This is a genomic window from Roseospirillum parvum, assembly GCF_900100455.1.
Lineage (GTDB): Bacteria > Pseudomonadota > Alphaproteobacteria > Rhodospirillales > Rhodospirillaceae > Roseospirillum > Roseospirillum parvum.
The window spans coordinates 124,981-142,237 of the sequence record NZ_FNCV01000004.1 but is presented as its reverse complement, the minus strand read 5'-3'; the positions used below and the strand labels follow the sequence as shown (position 1 = coordinate 142,237).

The 17,257-nt window shown below is 70.1% G+C and carries 14 protein-coding genes; 10 read left to right on the top strand and 4 right to left on the bottom strand.

What is annotated here, in order from left to right; all coding sequences use genetic code 11:
* Positions 1–137 precede the first annotated feature (137 nt).
* The 3 genes from thrS to BLR95_RS07555 form a co-directional block, all read right to left on the bottom strand.
* Positions 138–2,054, bottom strand: coding sequence for a threonine--tRNA ligase (gene thrS, locus BLR95_RS07565; protein ID WP_092617814.1), 1,917 nt, complete (start codon positions 2,052–2,054; stop codon positions 138–140).
* A gap of 147 nt (positions 2,055–2,201) precedes the next feature.
* Positions 2,202–3,218, bottom strand: coding sequence for a glycosyltransferase family 9 protein (locus BLR95_RS07560; RefSeq protein WP_092617811.1), 1,017 nt, complete (start codon positions 3,216–3,218; stop codon positions 2,202–2,204).
* A 19-nt stretch (positions 3,219–3,237) separates the two neighbouring features.
* The gene (locus BLR95_RS07555; RefSeq protein WP_092618330.1) at positions 3,238–4,398 is read right to left on the bottom strand and encodes a glycosyltransferase family 4 protein; all 1,161 of its coding nucleotides are present in this window, start codon (positions 4,396–4,398) and stop codon (positions 3,238–3,240) included.
* 165 nt (positions 4,399–4,563) lie between these two features.
* On the opposite strand from BLR95_RS07555, the gene BLR95_RS07550 reads away from it, so the two are divergent.
* Together BLR95_RS07550 and BLR95_RS07545 are read left to right on the top strand one after the other, a co-directional pair.
* The gene (locus BLR95_RS07550) at positions 4,564–5,355 is read left to right on the top strand and encodes an alpha/beta hydrolase (RefSeq protein WP_092617808.1); all 792 of its coding nucleotides are present in this window, start codon (positions 4,564–4,566) and stop codon (positions 5,353–5,355) included.
* Positions 5,352–5,663: a hypothetical protein gene (locus tag BLR95_RS07545; protein WP_092617805.1), complete on the top strand. Its 312-nt coding sequence runs from the start codon at positions 5,352–5,354 to the stop codon at positions 5,661–5,663. The genes BLR95_RS07550 and BLR95_RS07545 overlap by 4 nt, the downstream gene beginning before the upstream one ends.
* A gap of 13 nt (positions 5,664–5,676) precedes the next feature.
* On the opposite strand, the gene BLR95_RS07540 is transcribed toward BLR95_RS07545, so the two are convergent.
* Positions 5,677–6,564, bottom strand: a complete 888-nt coding sequence (locus BLR95_RS07540) for a class I SAM-dependent methyltransferase (RefSeq protein WP_092617802.1) — start codon at positions 6,562–6,564, stop codon at positions 5,677–5,679.
* A 332-nt stretch (positions 6,565–6,896) separates the two neighbouring features.
* On the opposite strand from BLR95_RS07540, the gene galU reads away from it, so the two are divergent.
* From galU to BLR95_RS07500, 8 genes are all read left to right on the top strand, one after another.
* On the top strand, positions 6,897–7,775 hold the full coding sequence (galU, locus tag BLR95_RS07535; protein WP_092617799.1) for a UTP--glucose-1-phosphate uridylyltransferase GalU: 879 nt from the start codon (positions 6,897–6,899) through the stop codon (positions 7,773–7,775).
* Between the two features lie 55 nt (positions 7,776–7,830).
* On the top strand, positions 7,831–9,156 hold the full coding sequence (locus tag BLR95_RS07530; RefSeq protein ID WP_092617796.1) for a UDP-glucose dehydrogenase family protein: 1,326 nt from the start codon (positions 7,831–7,833) through the stop codon (positions 9,154–9,156).
* The gene (locus BLR95_RS07525) at positions 9,156–10,805 is read left to right on the top strand and encodes an alpha-D-glucose phosphate-specific phosphoglucomutase (protein WP_176787707.1); all 1,650 of its coding nucleotides are present in this window, start codon (positions 9,156–9,158) and stop codon (positions 10,803–10,805) included. The genes BLR95_RS07530 and BLR95_RS07525 overlap by 1 nt, the downstream gene beginning before the upstream one ends.
* Positions 10,805–11,932 carry an NAD(P)/FAD-dependent oxidoreductase gene (locus BLR95_RS07520; RefSeq protein WP_092617790.1) on the top strand — a complete coding sequence of 376 codons (1,128 nt, stop codon included), beginning with the start codon at positions 10,805–10,807 and terminating at the stop codon, positions 11,930–11,932. Before BLR95_RS07525 ends, BLR95_RS07520 begins: the two co-directional genes overlap by 1 nt.
* Entirely contained in the window at positions 11,925–13,154 is a 1,230-nt protein-coding gene (locus tag BLR95_RS07515) for a hypothetical protein (protein ID WP_092617787.1), read from the top strand. Before BLR95_RS07520 ends, BLR95_RS07515 begins: the two co-directional genes overlap by 8 nt.
* 33 nt (positions 13,155–13,187) lie before the next feature.
* A complete protein-coding gene (locus BLR95_RS07510; RefSeq protein ID WP_092617784.1) occupies positions 13,188–13,937 on the top strand; it encodes a type 1 glutamine amidotransferase in 750 nt (249 codons plus the stop codon).
* Positions 13,921–14,847 (top strand): DMT family transporter, encoded by a 927-nt coding sequence (locus tag BLR95_RS07505; RefSeq protein ID WP_218119512.1) that lies wholly within the window; start codon positions 13,921–13,923, stop codon positions 14,845–14,847. The genes BLR95_RS07510 and BLR95_RS07505 overlap by 17 nt, the downstream gene beginning before the upstream one ends.
* Before the next feature lie 387 nt (positions 14,848–15,234).
* Positions 15,235–17,244 (top strand): methyl-accepting chemotaxis protein, encoded by a 2,010-nt coding sequence (locus BLR95_RS07500; RefSeq protein ID WP_092617780.1) that lies wholly within the window; start codon positions 15,235–15,237, stop codon positions 17,242–17,244.
* Positions 17,245–17,257: the final 13 nt, after the last annotated feature.

The following is a 17,257-nucleotide window of genomic DNA, read 5'->3' as shown; positions in this document are numbered from 1 at the left end:
ACCGCACGCGGGCGCGGCGGCGTTGACGGATGGGCGACCCCCTCCCCACGACGACATGGGCCGGCCTCCCCCGAGGCCAACCCGACCGCGTCCGGGCCTTGGCCGAGTCCCCGCTTGGATCTGCGGGTTGTCTCGACTCAGGCGGGAGGCGCGGCCTCGTCCGACAGTGTAGCGACGGCCTTGTCCAGCGCAAGAATTTCCTGGTCCTTGCCGCCCAGGCGGCGGATCGCCACCGTGCCTTCCTCGGCCTCGCGCTTGCCGACCACCAGGATCACCGGCACCTTGGCGTCGCTGTGCTCGCGGATCTTGTAGTTGATCTTCTCGTTGCGCAGGTCGGCCTCGGCCTTCAGGCCAGCCGCCTGCAGGGCCTTCAAGACGGCGCGGGCGTGGTCGTCGGCGTCCGAGGTGATGGTCGCCACCACCGCCTGGCGGGGCGCCAGCCACAGCGGGAAGCGCCCGGCGTAGTGCTCGGTGAGGATGCCGATGAAGCGCTCCAGCGAGCCGAACAGGGCGCGGTGCAGCATGACCGGCGGCTTGCGGGTGTCGTCCTTGTCCACATAAACCGCCTGGAAGCGGGCCGGCAGGTTCATGTCCACCTGGAGCGTACCGCACTGCCAGTCGCGGCCGATGGCGTCGCGCAGCACGAACTCGAGCTTGGGGCCGTAGAAGGCGCCCTCGCCCGGGTTGTGGCTGTAGGGCAGGCCCATGTGATCGAGCGCCCCTTTGAGCGCCGATTCCAGCTTGTCCCAGGTGGCATCGTCGCCGATCCGCTTGTCCGGGCGGTCGGAGAACTTGATGCGCACGTCGGTGAAGCCGAAGTCCTTGTAGATGTCCATGATCAGCTCGACCACGGTGCGGCACTCGTCCTCCATCTGCTCGGGCGTGCAGAAGATGTGGGCGTCGTCCTGGGTGAACTCGCGCACCCGCATCAGCCCGTGCAGGGCGCCGGAGGGCTCGTAGCGGTTGACCTTGCCGAACTCGGCGATGCGCAGCGGAAGGTCGCGGTAGCTGCGGGTCGCCGAGCGGTACACCGACAGACAGCCCGGGCAGTTCATGGGCTTCAGCGCGAAGATGCGCTCGTCCTCGGTCTGGGTGGTGTACATGTGCTCGCGGAAGGTCTGCCAGTGGCCGGAGGTCTCCCACATCGCCCGGTCCATCACCGAGGGCGTGTTGATCTCCACATAGCCGGCCGCCTCCTGGCGGCGGCGCATGTAGTCGATCAGGGCGCGGAACAGGGCCCAGCCGTTGGGATGCCAGAAGACGGCGCCGGGCGCCTCCTCCTGCATGTGGAAAAGGTCCATCTCGCGGCCCAGCCGGCGGTGGTCGCGCTTCTCGGCCTCCTCCAGCATGGTCAGGTAGGCCTTGAGCTGCTTGTCGTTGGCCCAGGCGGTGCCGTAGATGCGCTGAAGCATCTCGTTGTTGGAATCGCCGCGCCAATAGGCCCCGGCCAGCTTGGTCAGCTTGAAGGCGGTGCCCAGCTTGCCGGTCGAGGGCAGGTGCGGCCCCTTGCACAGGTCGAACCAGTCGCCCTGGCGGTAGACGCTGATCGGCGCCTCCTCGGGCAGGGCCTCGATGATCTCGGCCTTGTAGGCCTCGCCCATGTCGCGGAAGGTCTTGATGGCGGTGTCGCGGTCCCACTCCTCGCGGATCAGCGGCAGGTCGGCGGCGACGATCTCCTTCATGCGCGCCTCGATCTTCTCCAGATCGTCGGGCGTGAAGGGGGTTTCGCGGGCGAAGTCGTAGTAGAAGCCGTTGTCGATCGCCGGGCCGATGGTCACCTGGGTGCCGGGATAGAGGTCCTGCACCGCCTGCGCCATGACATGCGCCGCGTCGTGGCGGATCAGGGGCAGGGCGATGTCCTCGTCGGCGGCGGTGATGACGCGCACCTCGGCGTCGGTGTCGATGGTCCGGGTGAGATCGCGCAGCTCGCCATTGACGGTGACGGCCAGGGCCTTCTTGGCCAGGCTTTTCGAGATGTCGGCGGCCAGCTCGGCCCCGGAGATCGGGGCCTCGAACTGGCGCACGCTGCCGTCGGGCAGGGACAGGGCGATCATGATGGCACGCATTCCGGCTTGGTGGACGGGACAGGGAGCCGCCATATGGGGCACCGGCCAGTCTCCAGCCAGCCCCTTCAAGCGGCCCTGCGACTTATAGACCCTGCCGGAAGTGAGTCAAGGAAGGGGCCACGGGAGGGGGGGGGGCTACCCCAGCCCCGCCACCTCGCCGATGGCCTCGCGCACCTCGCTGAGGCGCACGTCGGCGGCGATCGGCTGGCGCAGGATCTTCACCGCCGCGCCGCGCTGGCCGCACAGGGCGGGGTCGGAGGCGTACGAGTAGACCACCACCGAGGGGCAGTCCGACAGCGCGATCAGGTGCATCGGTCCGGTGTCGTTGCCCACCGCCAGGGCGGCCCCGCGGGCCAGCGGGGCGATGTCGAACAGGCTGGTCTTTTCCAGAAGGTTCACCGCCTCCGGGCAGATCGCCTCGATGACCCAGGCCTCGGGCTGCTCGCTCTTGGTGCCGAGGATCACCGGGGTCACCCCGCGCTCGACCAGCCAGCGGCCGATCTCGCCATAGAACTGGGCCGGCCAGCGCTTTTCCGGGCGGTGCGGGGCGCCGCCGGGAACCAGCAGGGCATAGCGTTCGGGCAGCCCCAGGCGGCCGACATCGGACTGGATCCACGACAGATCGGGCAGCCCCACCTCGAAGATGCCGGCCATGGCCAGTTGGCTGGCCTGGCGCTCGATGGTGTGCATTTTGTCGCGCCGGGGGTTGGTGTGCGGGTGCGAGCAGCCCTTGGCGATGCCCGACCACTCCGGCCCGCCCTTGGGCCCGCCCATCAGCTGGAAATAGCGCGACGAGCGGTCCGAGGTCTGCAGGTCGTAGACCCGGTCGAAGTTCTGGTTGAGCAGCCGGATCAGCCGCTTCAGCGCCTTGAGCTCCCAGATCTTCGGGCGGGTGTCGATCTCCACGGCGTCGAAGTAGGGGCTGGCCTCGGCCAGATCGACGAAGGGCGGCGTGGTCAGAAGGGTGATGTGGTCGTCCGGGTGATAGTCGCGGATCGCCGCGCACGGCCCCAGGGCCTGCACGAAATCGCCCAGCGCCGACAGCTTGATGACCAGGATGCGCCGCTGCCCCGGCGCCGGCGGCCGGGTGCCCAGCGTCTTGTGGTCTCTTTCCTCCGGGGGCGGCGCCGCGGGGCGTCTGCGACCGGGCATCGAGGTCTCCTGAAAAAAACTAGCGCGGCGTCGGCCCGGCGGCCAACACCTCGCGGTAAACATCCAGCGTGCGCGCCGCCATCAGGGCGCTGTCGAAGTGGGTCCGGGCGTGCTCGATGGCGGCCCGGGCCATCTCGTGGCGCCGCTCGGTGGACAGATCGAGCGCCGTGGCCAGCCGTTCGGCCAGCGCCTCGGGGTCGCCCGGCGGGGTCAGCCAGCCGGTTTCGCCGGGGCGCACCAACTCGGGCGCCGCGCCGTGGTCGGGGGCGATCACCGGGCGGCCCATGGCCTGGCCCTCGACCACCACCCGGCCAAAGGCCTCCGGGTCGGTCGAGGCGCTGACCACCACGTCGGTCAGCATGTAGGCGGCCGGCAGGTCGTCGCAATCCTGGATGATGTGGACCCGGTCGCCCAGCCCGGCCTCGGCGGCCAGCTTCTCCAGCTCGCGGGTGTAGGCGCTGCGGCCCTGATCGGAGCCGACCAGCAGGCAATGGACCTCGGGCCGGGCCAGTTTGGCCAGCGCCCGGATCAACACCGCCTGCCCCTTCCAGCGGGTCAGCCGGCCGGGCAGCATGACGACGCGCGCCCCGTCGGGCAGGCGCCAGCGCTGGGCCAGGCGGATCATCCGCCCGGGGCTGACCGCCTCGGGATCGAACAGCGTCGGGTCGACACCGCGATGGACCACCCGCAGGCGCGCCTCCGGCACCTGATAGGTCTCCAGGATGTGGCGCTTGATGAACTCGCTGATGGCGATGACCAGCCGCCCCTTGGTCATCACCGCGTTGTAGGGCTTCTTCAGACCGAACGGACCCAGGTTGTAGGTGCCGTGGAAGGTGGTCATGAAGGGCACCCCCTGGCGCCGGGCGGCGACCACGGCGCTCAAGGCCGGGGCGCGCGAGCGGGCATGGACCAGGGCCACCTTTTTCTGCGCGATCACCCGGCGCAGGCGGTTGACGTTGAAGTGCATGGTCACCGGGTCCTTGGCGTGGACCGGCAGGGTGACATGCTCGCCGCCGGCCCGGCCGACCTGATGCACCATCGGCCCGCCGGCGCTGACCACCAGGGGCCGCCAGCCGGCCTCGGCCAGGGCGCGGGTGATCTCGATGGTGCCGCGCTCCACCCCGCCGGTGACCAGACGGGGCAGAACCTGCAGGACGACGGGGCTATCGGGCGTGGACATCAGGGCTTGTCGGCGCGGCTGGGGAAACAGGGTCAGGCGGGCGGGGTTGAAGATACGAGCCTCGAACCCCAAAACGGAGGCGATCCTACAAGGGGAGCCCCGAAAAATCATCAGGAATGGGGCGCCCCCCTCGAACCCCTTGCCCAACCTTGGAAAGGAGCCGCCATGACCGAGGCGGAATGCGCATTTCTCGACCGTGGCGACGGTCACCAGGTGGCCTATGTGCGCCATTCCGGGGCGTCGCCCGGGGTGGTTTTCCTGCACGGCCTGAAAAGCGACATGGAGGGCGGCAAGGCGCTGGCCCTGGAGGCCCACTGCCGGGCCCGGGGGCAGGCCTTCCTGCGTCTGGACACCTTCGGCCACGGGCGCTCCAGCGGCACCTTCGAGGAGGGCACCATCGGCCGCTGGCGGGCCGACGTCACCGCCGCCCTGGACCATCTGACCGAGGGCCCGCAGGTCATCGTCGGCTCGTCCATGGGCGGCTGGCTGATGCTGCTCGCCCTGCTCGACCGGCCCGAGAAGGCGGTCGCCGGGCTCGGCCTGGCCGCCGCCCCCGACTTCACCGAGGACCTGCTGGAACCCGGCCTGAGCGCCGACCAGCGGGCCGAGCTGAAGCGCGACGGACTGGTCCATCTGCCCAACTGCTACGGCGCCGACCCCTACCCCATCGCCCTCAAGCTGATCGAGGAAGGGCGCGACCACCTGTTGCTGCGCGGCCCGCTGCCGATCACCCAGCCGCTGCGCCTGATCCACGGCATGAAGGACGCCGACGTGCCCTGGCGCACCGCCCTGCGCATCATGGAGCAGGTCAGCGGCGACGACGTGGAATGCCTGTTCGCCAAGAACGGCGAACACCGGCTGTCCGAACCGGCCGACCTGAAGCGCCTGTGTCACCTGCTCGACACCCTGCTCGACCACGTCGCCCCCCATGCCCCCGGCGAGGACTCCGAGGGGTGAGCCACGACGCCGCCCGGCGGGCCCTGGACATCCTCAACCAGGCCCTGGAACGGGACCCCGAGGCGATCACCGCCCTGGTCAACCTGCGCGTGCCGTGCAACGAGAAGCTGGCCCGGCACGCCACCATCCAGACCTACCTGCTGGACGACAGCCCCCGCCTCGGCCCGCTCGGCCTGATCAACGGGGTGCTCGGCCTGGGTCGCGGCGGCCTGGGCGCGGAAGGCGAGGTCGATCCGCGCACCGGCCGCCTGCTGCGCATCAGGCGCTTCGTCCTCACCCTGCCCCCGGGCCTCGACACGGAAGTGTAGCCCCCCCGGCGCCTCAGGCCGCCGGGGCGGTGGCCTCGGCCCGGATATGGGCGCAGCCGTAGAACTCCCGGCCGCCGGTCAGCAGGCGGTGCAGCGCCCCGATGGCCGCCGGCAGCCGCCCGGCGCCGGAGATCGGCGCGTTGGTCTGGTCGACGACCCGCCAGCGGGGGTCGTGGTCGGCGATGTTCTCGGGGCGCAACAGGGCCCACTGGAAGACCACGCTGCTGTCGCGGATGCGGGCCAGGGCCGGGTGCCGGCGGCTGCGCCGCACCATCGCCGGCGAGCACCAGTCGAACACCGCCTCGGCGCCGGGGTGGTCGGCCAGACGGCTGAACAGGGCGTGGATGGCGGGCGGCGGCAGGTACATCAGCACCCCCTCGGCCAGCATCAGCAGCGGCCCGTCGATGCCCGACAGAAGCTGCGCCAGGGCGGTCGCGTCGGTGGCGTCCAGAACCCGGCTGGCGCGCCGCGCGTCATCGTCGAAAACCGTCTCGCGCAGGGCCATGACCGAGGCCACGTCGCTGTCGATCCAGCGCCAGCCTCCGTCGGGCACGCGGGCCGCCACCCGTTCGTAGGCGGTGTTGAGGCCGGCCCCCACATTGAGCACCGTGCCCTCGGGGTGGCGGCTCAGGAAGTCGATGCAGCGCGCATCACACCAGGCGCCGCGCAACAGGGTGCCGCGTACCGTCGGCCAGTGGGCGGCGTAGCGGATCATGTCCACCTGGAAGCGGCGGCACAGCATCTCGGCCGTGGGGTCGGTGAAGTCCGCCACCGAGCGCGCCGCCGAGCCCCTGGCCCGCGCCGCGAGGGGGATCAACAGCGTTTCCGAAACGCCATTGAGAGCGGCCACGCCGGGCGCTTCGACCGGCACGTCCGCGGGGGTTGGGGTGATCTGGTTCATTGGGGAGCCCTCCTGGAAGAGCCGGGACCATATCGCTAATGCATCTCACTCGCAATATTTGTTTCTCCCCTTCGCACTCCCTAACTTTCCGGGCAGCCGCTTCCCGGGCGGGGCGGCGGGCGGTTGCCGGGCGGGGCGGCGGGCGGTTGCCGGGCGGGGCGGCGGGCGGTTGCCGGGCGGGGCGGCAGGCGATTGCCGGGCGGCGCGGCGGGCCTTGGGGCGCCGACTGTGTTACCTTTTCGTGTCGGGGCGGTTTCGGCCGGTTCCGGTGGTTGCCTCGTCGGGGTGGGCGTGGCAATACCTCGTCGCTTGAAGAAGGGAGATTGATCGACATGTCCAAGCCCGTTCGCAAGGCGGTGTTTCCGGTCGCCGGTCTGGGGACGCGCTTCCTGCCGGCGACCAAGGTGATCGCCAAGGAAATGCTGCCGGTGGTCGACAAGCCGCTGATCCAGTACGCGGTGGAGGAGGCCAAGGCGGCCGGCATCGAGTTCTTCATTTTCGTCACCGGACGCGGCAAGGCGACCCTGGTCGAGCATTTCGACCACGCGCCGGAGCTGGAGGCCCAGCTCAAGGCCAAGGGCAAGGACGAGGCCCTCAACCAGTTGCTGGGCTCGATGCCCGAGCCGGGGCGGGTGATGGCGACCCGCCAGCAGGACCCGCTGGGCCTGGGCCACGCGGTGTGGTGCGCCCGCGCCTTTGTCGGCGACGAGCCCTTCGCGGTGATCCTGCCCGACGACCTGATCCTGTCCGAGAAGCCCTGCATCGGCCAGTTGATCGAGGCCCACGAGAAGACCGGCGGCAACGTGGTGGCGGTGGAGGACGTGCCGCGCGAGCACACCAACCGCTACGGCATCCTGGATGTGAAAAGCGACGACGGGCGGCTGGCCGAGGCGGCCGGGCTGGTCGAGAAGCCCAGGCCCGAGGTGGCGCCCTCGACCCTGGCCATCATCGGCCGCTACGTGCTGACCCCGGACATCTTCCCCATGCTGGAAAGGCAGGAGCCCGGGGCCGGCAACGAGATCCAGTTGACCGACGCCATGGCCGCCACGCTGGGCACGATTCCCTTCCACGGCACCCGCTTCGACGGCACCCGCTTCGACTGCGGCGACAAGACCGGCTTCATCAAGGCCACCGTGTCGTTCGCGCTGGATCGGCCCGATCTGCGCGACGGTGTCGCCGCCTATCTGAAGGAGATCGCCGCCAAGCTTTAGGGCACGGTGGCCTTCCCCTTCGTCCCCGCCCGCACCACCATAGGGTTTCCCACACATGCGCATTGCGATGATCGGCACCGGGTATGTCGGCCTGGTTTCCGGGACCTGTTTTTCCGAATTCGGCATCGAGGTGGTCTGCGTCGACAAGGACGCCGCCAAGATCGACATGCTGAAGGGCGGCGAGATCCCGATCTACGAGCCGGGGCTCGATGCCCTGGTGGCGAGCAACGTGAAGGCCGGGCGGCTGTCCTTCACCACCGACCTGGCCGAGGCCATGAAAGGCGCCCAGGCGGTGTTCATCGCGGTCGGCACGCCCTCGCGGCGCGGCGACGGCCATGCCGACCTTTCCTACGTCTACGGCGCGGCGCGCGAGATCGCCGAAACCATGAGCGGCTACACGGTGGTGGTCACCAAGTCGACGGTGCCGGTGGGCACCGGGCGCGAGGTGGCGCGCATCATCAAGGAAACCCGCCCCGACGCCGACTTCGACGTGTGCTCGAACCCCGAGTTCCTGCGCGAGGGCAGCGCCATCAACGACTTCATGCGCCCCGACCGGGTGGTCATCGGGGCCGAGAGCGAGCGCGCCCAGGAGGTGATGCGCCAACTCTACCGGGTGCTCTACCTGATCGAGACGCCGATCGTCTTCACCAGCCTGGAAAGCTCGGAGCTGATCAAGTACGCGGCCAACACCTTCCTGGCCACCAAGATCACCTTCATCAACGAGATCGCCGATCTGTGCGAGAAGGTGGGGGCCGACGTGCACGATGTCTCGCGCGGCATCGGCCTCGATGGACGCATCGGCAAGAAGTTCCTGCATCCGGGTCCGGGCTACGGCGGCTCGTGCTTCCCCAAGGACACCGTGGCCCTGGTCAAGACGGCCCAGGATTCGGGCAGCCCGCTGCGCATCGTGGAAACCGTGGTCGACATCAACGACAAGCGCAAGAAGGCGATGGCCGACAAGATCATCGCCGCCTGTGGCGGCTCGGTGGCCGGCAAGACCATCGCCGTGCTCGGCCTGACCTTCAAGCCCAACACCGACGACATGCGCGACGCCGCCAGCCTGTCCATTCTGCCGGCGCTGAAGGCCGCCGGGGCCACCGTGCGGGCCTACGACCCGGAGGGCATGGACGAGGCCAAAAAGCTGATGCCCGACCTCGACTATCGGGACGACGCCTACGCCACCCTCGAAGGGGCCGACGCCCTGGTCATCCTGACCGAGTGGAACCAGTTCCGCAGCCTCGACCTCGGCCGCGTGAAAAGCCTGCTCAAGGCGCCGGTGATGGTTGACCTGCGCAACATCTACGAACCCGCCGAGATGGCCCGCGCCGGCTTCGCCTATTCCTGCGTCGGCCGGCCCTCGGTGGCGGCGGAGACGGCCTGATGGACATCCTGAGCGTCCCCACCACCCCCTTCGAGGGGCAGAAGCCGGGCACCTCGGGCCTGCGCAAGAAGGTCAAGGTGTTCCAGCAGCCGCACTACCTGGAGAACTTCGTCCAGGCGGTGTTCGACGTCATCGACGGCCTGGACGATCTGCCCCTGGCCGGCGCCGCGCTGGCCCTGGGCGGCGACGGACGCTTCTTCAACCGCACCGCCATCCAGACCATCCTCAGGATGGCCGCCGCCAACGGGGTGGGCCGCATGGTGGTCGGCCAGGGCGGTCTGCTGTCGACCCCGGCCGCCTCGTGCGTGATCCGCAAGCACGGCCTGAAGGGCGGGCTGATCCTGTCGGCCAGCCACAACCCGGGCGGGCCGGACGAGGACTTCGGCATCAAGTACAACATCAGGAACGGCGGCCCGGCGCCGGAGGCGGTGACCAACGCCATCCACGCCCGAACCCTTGAGATCGAAAGCTACCGGACCCTTGAGGCCGAAGCGGTCGATCTCGACCGTCTGGGCACCCAGACCCTGGGCGGCATGACGGTCGAGGTCATCGACCCGGTGGCCGACTACGCCGCGCTGATGGAAAGCCTGTTCGATTTCGACGCCATGCGCGCCGCCCTGGCCCAAGGGCGCCGGGTGGTGTTCGACGCCATGCACGCCATCACCGGCCCCTATGCCCGGGAGATCCTGGAAAACCGCCTGGGCGCCCCGGCCGGCAGCGTGCTCAACGCCACCCCGCTGGAAGACTTCGGCGGCCACCATCCGGACCCCAACCTGGCCCACGCCAAGGAGCTGGTGGCGATCATGAACCGCCCCGACGCCCCCGACCTGGGGGCGGCCAGCGACGGCGACGGCGACCGCAACATGATCCTCGGGCCCAAGGCCTTCGTCACCCCCTCGGACAGCCTCGCGGTGCTCGCCGCCAACGCTCCCCTGGCCCCCGGCTACGCCAAGGGCATCGCCGGCATCGCCCGCTCCATGCCGACCAGCCGGGCCGCCGACCGGGTGGCCGAGGCGCTCGGCGTGCCCTGCTTCGAGACCCCCACCGGCTGGAAGTTCTTCGGCACCCTGCTCGATGCCGGCAAGGCCACCCTGTGCGGCGAGGAAAGCTTCGGCACCGGCAGCGACCACGTGCGCGAGAAGGACGGCCTGTGGGCGGTGTTGTTCTGGCTCAACATCCTGGCCCGCCGGCCGGGCGAGAGCGTCGGCGACCTGCTGGCCGCCCACTGGGCCCGCTTCGGGCGCGACGTCTACGCGCGCCACGACTACGAGGGCCTCGACAGCGCCGCCGCCCAGGGCCTGATGGACGCCCTCAAGGCCCGCCTGCCCGGGCTGCCCGGGCAGACCATCGGCGGCTTCACCGTGGCCCAGGCGGACGACTTCGCCTACACCGATCCGGTCGACGGCTCGACGGCCAGCGGCCAAGGGCTGCGGGTGATGTTCAAGGGCGGCGCCCGGATGGTCTTCCGCCTCTCCGGCACCGGCACCTCGGGGGCCACCCTGCGCGTCTATCTGGAGCGCTACGAGGCCGACCCCGAGGCCCAGCGGGGCGACGCCCAGGACCTGCTGGCCGACCTCATCCAGGCGGCCCGCGAACTGGCCGACATCCCCGGGCGCACCGGCCGCGCGGCGCCGGACGTGATCACCTGATGGCGGCGGCCGAGGCGGTCGATTGCGTGGTCGTCGGGGCCGGCGTGGTCGGCCTGGCTGTGGCCGCCGAGCTGGCCCAAAGGGGCCGCGAGGTGCTGCTGCTGGAGGCCCTGGAGACCTTCGGCACGGTAACCAGCTCGCGCAACAGCGAGGTCATCCACGCCGGGGTCTACTACCCCGAGGGCAGCCTGAAGGCGCGGCTGTGCGTGGCCGGCAAGGCCCTGCTTTACGCCTACCTCGCCGAGCGCGGCATCGACCACGAGCCCTGCGGCAAGCTGATCGTCGCCGCCGACGAAAGCGAGATCGCCGGCTTGAAGGCGGTGCAGGCCAAGGCGGCCGCCGCCGGGGTCGAACTGCCGCTGATCTCCGGGGCCGAGGCCCGGGCCCGCGAACCCGATCTGGCCTGCGTGGCGGCGCTGCACTCGCCGACCACCGGCATTCTCGACAGCCACGGCCTGATGCTGTCGCTGCTCGGCGACCTGGAGGCGGCGGGCGGCCTGTTCGTCGCCCACGCGCCCGTTGTCGGCGGGGCGGTCGGCGCGGCGGGGATCACCCTGGAGGTCGGCGGCGCCGAGCCGATGACCCTACAGGCCCGCAGCGTGGTCAACTGCGCCGGCCACGGGGCGCAGACCCTGACCCGGGCCCTGAGCGGCGCCCCCGGCGCCCCCATCCCGCCCCAGCACTCCGCCAAGGGGCGCTATTTCAGCCTGCTCGGCCGGGCGCCCTTCAGTCACCTGATCTACCCCTTGCCCCAGGCGGCCAGCCTGGGGTTGCACTACACCCGCGACCTGGGCGGCCAGGGCCGCTTCGGGCCGGACGTTGAGTGGATCGAGCCGCGGGCCGACGGCAGCTTCGACTACACCGTGCCGGCCGAGGACGCGGCCGGCTTCGCGGAGGCCATCCGGCGCTACTGGCCGGGACTGCCGGACAACGCCCTGAGCCCGGCCTACGCCGGGGTGCGGCCGAAGATCCAGGCCCCCGGCGAGCCGGCGGCCGATTTCGCCCTTCAGGACCCCAAGACCACCGGAGTTAACGGATACGTAGCCCTTTACGGCATAGAGTCGCCCGGTCTGACCGCCTGTCTGGCGATCGCCCGTACCGTGGCGGAGATGCGGCTTCTTGGCTGACCCCAATGCTCCCCGTTCCCTGCTGACAGCCGCCGGCCTCGGGCTGGCCGGGCTGCTGCTGCTGGCCGCCCCGGCGGTCGCCCAGCGGGCCCAGGGCGACCGCCCGCCCGAGGGGCAGGTGCGGGTTGACGGCCGGGTGCTGGCCGAGCCCGAGGACGAGCCGCTGCCGCTCGACATTCCCCGGATCGAAATTCCCAACTACGCCGAACGCCTGCGCGACATGATCGCGGTGTTGGCCGACTACGCCCACAACCGCGACCCGGGCCTGCTGGTGCTGACCCGCAACGGCCTGCAACTGACCGTGCAGACGGTGCGCGAACAGCAACTGTTCGAGCTGAAAACCCCGCCCAACGCCCTGCCCACCCCCGACGCCGCCCCCCGTCCCGGCGACCTGCACCGCAACTACGTGCGGCGTCTGGATGGCGTGGTCATCGACACCCTGTTCTGCGACCCGACCAACGCCCCGCCCGACCCCGAGGACCTCAAGGGCATCATCACCGACGAGGAGCCGGAGGTGCCGGTCAGCCCCTTCCGGGGCAGTCTGGTCAACCAGGACCTGGAGCTGATCGCCGAGGTGCGCGGGTTGGGCATGGGGGTGATGGTGGTCGAGCAGTGCCCCGACCGCGAGACCGCCAACCAGGCCCTGCGCCGCGCGGCGGACGAAAAGATGCCGATCCATCTTTTGATCCAGCCGGGGCCGCTGGTCTCCTTCGCAAGCATCCCGCCGGGCGATCCGCCGTTCCTCAATTCGGACAACGTGGAGGCCCTGGCCGAGGCGCGCAACCTGTTGGTCCTGCTCGACGGCGCCGCCTGGGCCAGCCCGCGCGAATGGGCCCTGGCGGTGGCCGAGACCAATTACGACGCGGTCATCGTCGATCCCATGTGGCGCAAGAGCCGGGCCCTGGGCGCCGACGAGGTGCTGGACATGAAGTTCAAGCGCCTGGGCGCCCGGCGCCTGCTGCTGGCCCAGCTCGACGTGGCCATCGCCGACGATTCCCGGCCCTACTGGAACAAGGACTGGGGGATCGGCAATCCGTCCTGGCTGATCGGCCGGGTGCCCGGCTTCCCCGGGCGCTACTACACCGACTTCACCCATCCCGACTGGCAGGAGCTGGTCGGGCGCTATTTCGCCACCCTGCTCGACCTGGGCTACGATGGCGTGGTGCTGGAAGGGGTGGACGCGGCGCTGAAGCGACACGAGATCATGACCCCGCTCGATTGAGCCGCCCTTGCCCTCCTTGCCTGAGGTTTTCCCGTGCACATCCTGGTCATCCTGAACGACGAGCTGGACCCCCCGGGGTTGATCGGCCAGGCCATCTTCGAGCGCGAGGGCTATTACGACAGCCTCAACCCGCACCAGGGCTACCACTCCACGGCGCCGCACCAGCCGGCCGCCCTGCCCGACAGCCCCGGCCCCTACGATGCCCTGGTGGTGATGGGCGGGCCGCAGGATTCGTGGGACGACGCCGGCCATCCCGCTTTTCCGCCCATCCGCGCCCTGATCGCTGCCTTCCACGCCGCCGGGCGGCCGGTGCTCGGGGTCTGCCTGGGGGCGCAGCTGATGGCCCAGGCCTTCGGCGCCGAGGCCCGGCGCATGGAGCGCCTTGAGGTGGGCATGGTGCCGCTGGTCCGCACCCCGGCCGGGCGGGCCGACCCGCTGCTCGGCCGCCTCGCCGCCGAGCCGGTGTTCATGCAGTGGCACCAGGACACCTTCGACCTGCCGCCCGGCGCCGAGTTGCTGCTGAGCGGCGACGACTGCCCCAACCAGGCCTTCCGGCTGGGCGACACCGCCTATGGCTTCCAGTGCCATTTCGAGGTCACGGCCGACATCGTCCGCGAGTGGCTGCGGTACAACCACCAGGACCTGGGGCGGCGCCGCCCCGACGTGCTGGCCGCCTTCGAAAGCCAGCTCAGGAGCCACCTCAGGCAGTCCCGACGCGACGCGGAAGCGTTGATCGACGGCTGGCTCGACCTGGTGGAGGCGCGCCGTGCCGGCGGGCACTGACCCACGGGCAAGGGGGGCGTGGCTGGCCGGCCTCGCGCCGGTGCTCTTCGTGCTGCTGTGGAGCACCGGCTTCATCGGCGCCAAGTTCGGCCTGCCCCACGCCGAGCCGCTGACCTTCCTGGCCGTGCGCTTCGCCGTGGTGCTGCTCCTGCTGGTCCCGCTGGCGCTGCTGTGGCGCGCCCCGTGGCCCGGCTCGGGCGCCCAGGCGGGGCATCAGATGGTGGTCGGGGCGCTGGTCCACGGGCTGTATCTGGGCGGCGTGTTCATGGCCATCGACCGCGGCATCCCGGCCGGTCTGGCCGCCCTCATCGTCGGCCTGCAACCGCTGCTCACCGCCCTGGTCGCCGGGCCGCTGCTCGGCGAGCGGGTGGGGCCGCGCCAGTGGCTGGGCCTCGCCCTGGGCCTCGGCGGGGTGATCCTGGTGGTGCTCGACAAGGCGGGCGGCAACCTTGGCTCGGGGCTCGATCCGCTGGGCCTGGGCACGGCGGTGGGGGCGCTGGTCGGCATCACCGCCGGCACCCTCTACCAGAAACGCTTCGCCGCCGGCATGGACCTGCGCACCGGCACCGCCATGCAGTTCCTGGGCGCGCTGATCGTCACCTCGGCCCTGGCCCTGGGGCTGGAGGAGGGGCGCATCGACTGGACCTGGGAGTTCATCGGCGCCCTGGCCTGGCTGGTCGTGGTGCTCTCGGTGGGTGCCATCAGCCTGTTGATGTTCCTCATCAAACGCGGCGAGGTGTCGCGGGTGGCCAGCCTGTTCTATCTGGTCCCCCCGGTCACCGCGACCATCGCCTGGGCCCTGTTCGACGAACGCATGGGGCCGCTGGCCCTGGTCGGCATGGCGGTGGCGGTGGTCGGGGTCGGACTGGCGGTGGTCCAGCCCGGGCGGCGCGGCGCGAAACGCTTATGAGGAAGCCCCCGGAAGCGGCCCGGATTATCCGAATTCAGGCAATTTAATGTAGCTTTTAGAGCATTGTCGCCTTAACCTCTGGTGGTGGTTTCCTGGGGTTCTTCCGGCTTGCAGAGGGCGCGGATATCGGGCCTCGACGGCGGACCGGTGGCCCGCATACCGGGTGCCCCAAGGGATATTCCAGGGGATATTCCAGGGGATGTCCCAGGAAGTGACCCGCGGGGTGGCCGCTGGCATCGGCGGAAATCCTTCTGGTGACGTTTGTTTGAACGGGCCGTCGCGCCGTCATCCGACCCCAACGGGCGGCAGTTGAAGCGGGCGGCACGGGGTCGGTGATCGAGGGTGGCGGCGCGGGGGCGGCACGCCACGGGAACAGGGAAGCACTCCATGAAATTCCTCAATAACATTCGCATCGGCATGAAGATCGGTGGCGGCTTCGGCGTCGCCGTCCTGCTGCTCGTCCTGATCGGCGTGGTGGCCGGCTTGGCCCTCACCTCGGTGGGGTCCTCCTTCAACGAATACCGGGGCCTCGCCCGCGCCGCCAACGAGGTGGGCCGGGTCCAGGCCAACATGCTGCTGACCCGCATGGGGGTCATCAACTTCCTGCGCACCCAGGATCAGGCCACCATCAAGACGGTGCAGGAGCGCGGCGACGCCACCCTCGAGTTCGCCAAGGAAACCCGGGGCATGGTCGATGACCCGCAGCGCCTGAAGCTGCTCGATGAGGTGGTGGCCAACATCGACAAATACCGCGCCGGCTTCGCCCAGGTGGTCCAGAGGCAGGGCGAACGCGACGCCCAGGTCAAGGTGATGGACGAGGCCGGGCCGAGGATCGAGCAGAACCTCACCGAGGTGATGCGCTCGGCCTACCGCGACGCCGACGCCGAGGCGGCCTATCTGGCCGGGCTGGTGCTGCGCGACCTGCTGCTGGCCCGGCTCTACGCCTTCCGTTACCTGGACAGCAACAGCCAGGCCGACCACGACCGCGCGATCCGTGAGCTGGACAGCGCCGAGCAGGGTCAGGGCACCCTTCTGGCCTCGCTGCAGAACCCCGAGCGGCGCCGGCTGGCCACCGAGGCCGGCCAGTTGATCGACACCTACCGGACCGCCTTCGGGGCCGCCTTTTCCGCCATCAGCGCGCGCAACGCCATTGTCAGCGGCGAACTGGATCGCCTCGGCCCCCTGGTCGCCAGCCAGATCGAGGACTTCAAGCTCGACGTCATCAAGCGCCAGGACCAACTGGGGCCCGAGGCCGAGGCGGCCATCGCGGCGGCCATCACCACCACCATCATCGTCGCCGTGGTGGCGGCCGTCTTCGCCATCGCCGCTGCCTTCCTGATCGGCTCGGGCATCGCGCGACCGGTGGGGGCGATGACCGCCGCCATGCGCCGGCTGGCCGAAAACGACCTCTCGGTCGACATCCCGGCCACCGACCACAAGGACGAGGTGGGCGAGATGGCCAAGTCGATGCTGGTCTTCAAGGAGAACATGCAGAAGAACCGGGAGATGGCCGCCGCCCAGGAAGCCGAGCGACAGGCCCGCGAAACCCGGGCCCGGCGCATGGAGGAGTTGACCAAGGAATTCGACGCCAACGTTTCCGGCGTGCTGGAAATGGTCAGCTCGGCCTCGACCGAGTTGCGCGCCACCGCCGAAAGCCTCTCGGCCACCGCCGAGCAGTCCAACCGGCAGGCCACCGCGGTGGCGGCGGCCACCGAGGAAGCCTCGACCAACGTGCAGACGGTGGCCTCCGGGGCGGAAGAGCTGTCGAGCTCGATCAGCGAGATCAGCCGTCAGGTGGTCCATTCCTCGAAGATCAGCCAGAACGCCGCCGACGAGGCCCAGCGCACCAACGACATCGTGCGCGGGCTGGCCACCTCGGCCAGCCGCATCGGCGAGGTGGTCGCCCTGATCACCGACATCGCCGACCAGACCAACCTTCTGGCCCTCAACGCCACCATCGAGGCGGCGCGGGCCGGCGAGGCCGGCAAGGGCTTCGCCGTGGTCGCCAACGAGGTGAAAAGCCTGGCCAACCAGACCGCCAAGGCGACCGAGGAGATCAGCCAGCAGATCAACGCGGTGCAGAACGAAACCAACGCCGCCGTCGATGCCATCGAGCACATCGTCAAGGTGATCGGCGAGATCAACGAGATCAGCTCGGCGATCGCCAGCGCGGTCGAGGAACAGAACGCGGCGACCCAGGAAATCGCCAGCAACACCCAACAGGCCGCCGCCGGCACCAACGAGGTGGCCGAGAACATCCTGGGCGTCACCCAGGCGGCCCAGGAAACCGGCAGCGGCGCCGAACAGGTGCTGGAAGCCTCCGGTCAGTTGTCCGAGCAGGCGACCAGCATGCGCCGGGTGGTCGAGGGCTTCCTCAACGGGGTGCGTTCGCTGTAGACTGTCTTCCGGT

Excerpts from the sequence above, each read along its gene's own strand:
- BLR95_RS07540 (WP_092617802.1), bottom strand. The coding sequence starts at position 6,564 with ATGAACCAGATCACCCCAACCCCCGCGGACGTGCCGGTCGAAGCGCCC.
- BLR95_RS07550 (WP_092617808.1), top strand. The coding sequence starts at position 4,564 with ATGACCGAGGCGGAATGCGCATTTCTCGACCGTGGCGACGGTCACCAG.
- BLR95_RS07560 (WP_092617811.1), bottom strand. The coding sequence starts at position 3,218 with ATGCCCGGTCGCAGACGCCCCGCGGCGCCGCCCCCGGAGGAAAGAGAC.
- BLR95_RS07520 (WP_092617790.1), top strand. The coding sequence starts at position 10,805 with ATGGCGGCGGCCGAGGCGGTCGATTGCGTGGTCGTCGGGGCCGGCGTG.
- BLR95_RS07530 (WP_092617796.1), top strand. The coding sequence starts at position 7,831 with ATGCGCATTGCGATGATCGGCACCGGGTATGTCGGCCTGGTTTCCGGG.
- galU (WP_092617799.1), top strand. The coding sequence starts at position 6,897 with ATGTCCAAGCCCGTTCGCAAGGCGGTGTTTCCGGTCGCCGGTCTGGGG.
- BLR95_RS07500 (WP_092617780.1), top strand. The coding sequence starts at position 15,235 with ATGAAATTCCTCAATAACATTCGCATCGGCATGAAGATCGGTGGCGGC.
- BLR95_RS07555 (WP_092618330.1), bottom strand. The coding sequence starts at position 4,398 with ATGTCCACGCCCGATAGCCCCGTCGTCCTGCAGGTTCTGCCCCGTCTG.
- BLR95_RS07525 (WP_176787707.1), top strand. The coding sequence starts at position 9,156 with ATGGACATCCTGAGCGTCCCCACCACCCCCTTCGAGGGGCAGAAGCCG.
- thrS (WP_092617814.1), bottom strand. The coding sequence starts at position 2,054 with ATGATCGCCCTGTCCCTGCCCGACGGCAGCGTGCGCCAGTTCGAGGCC.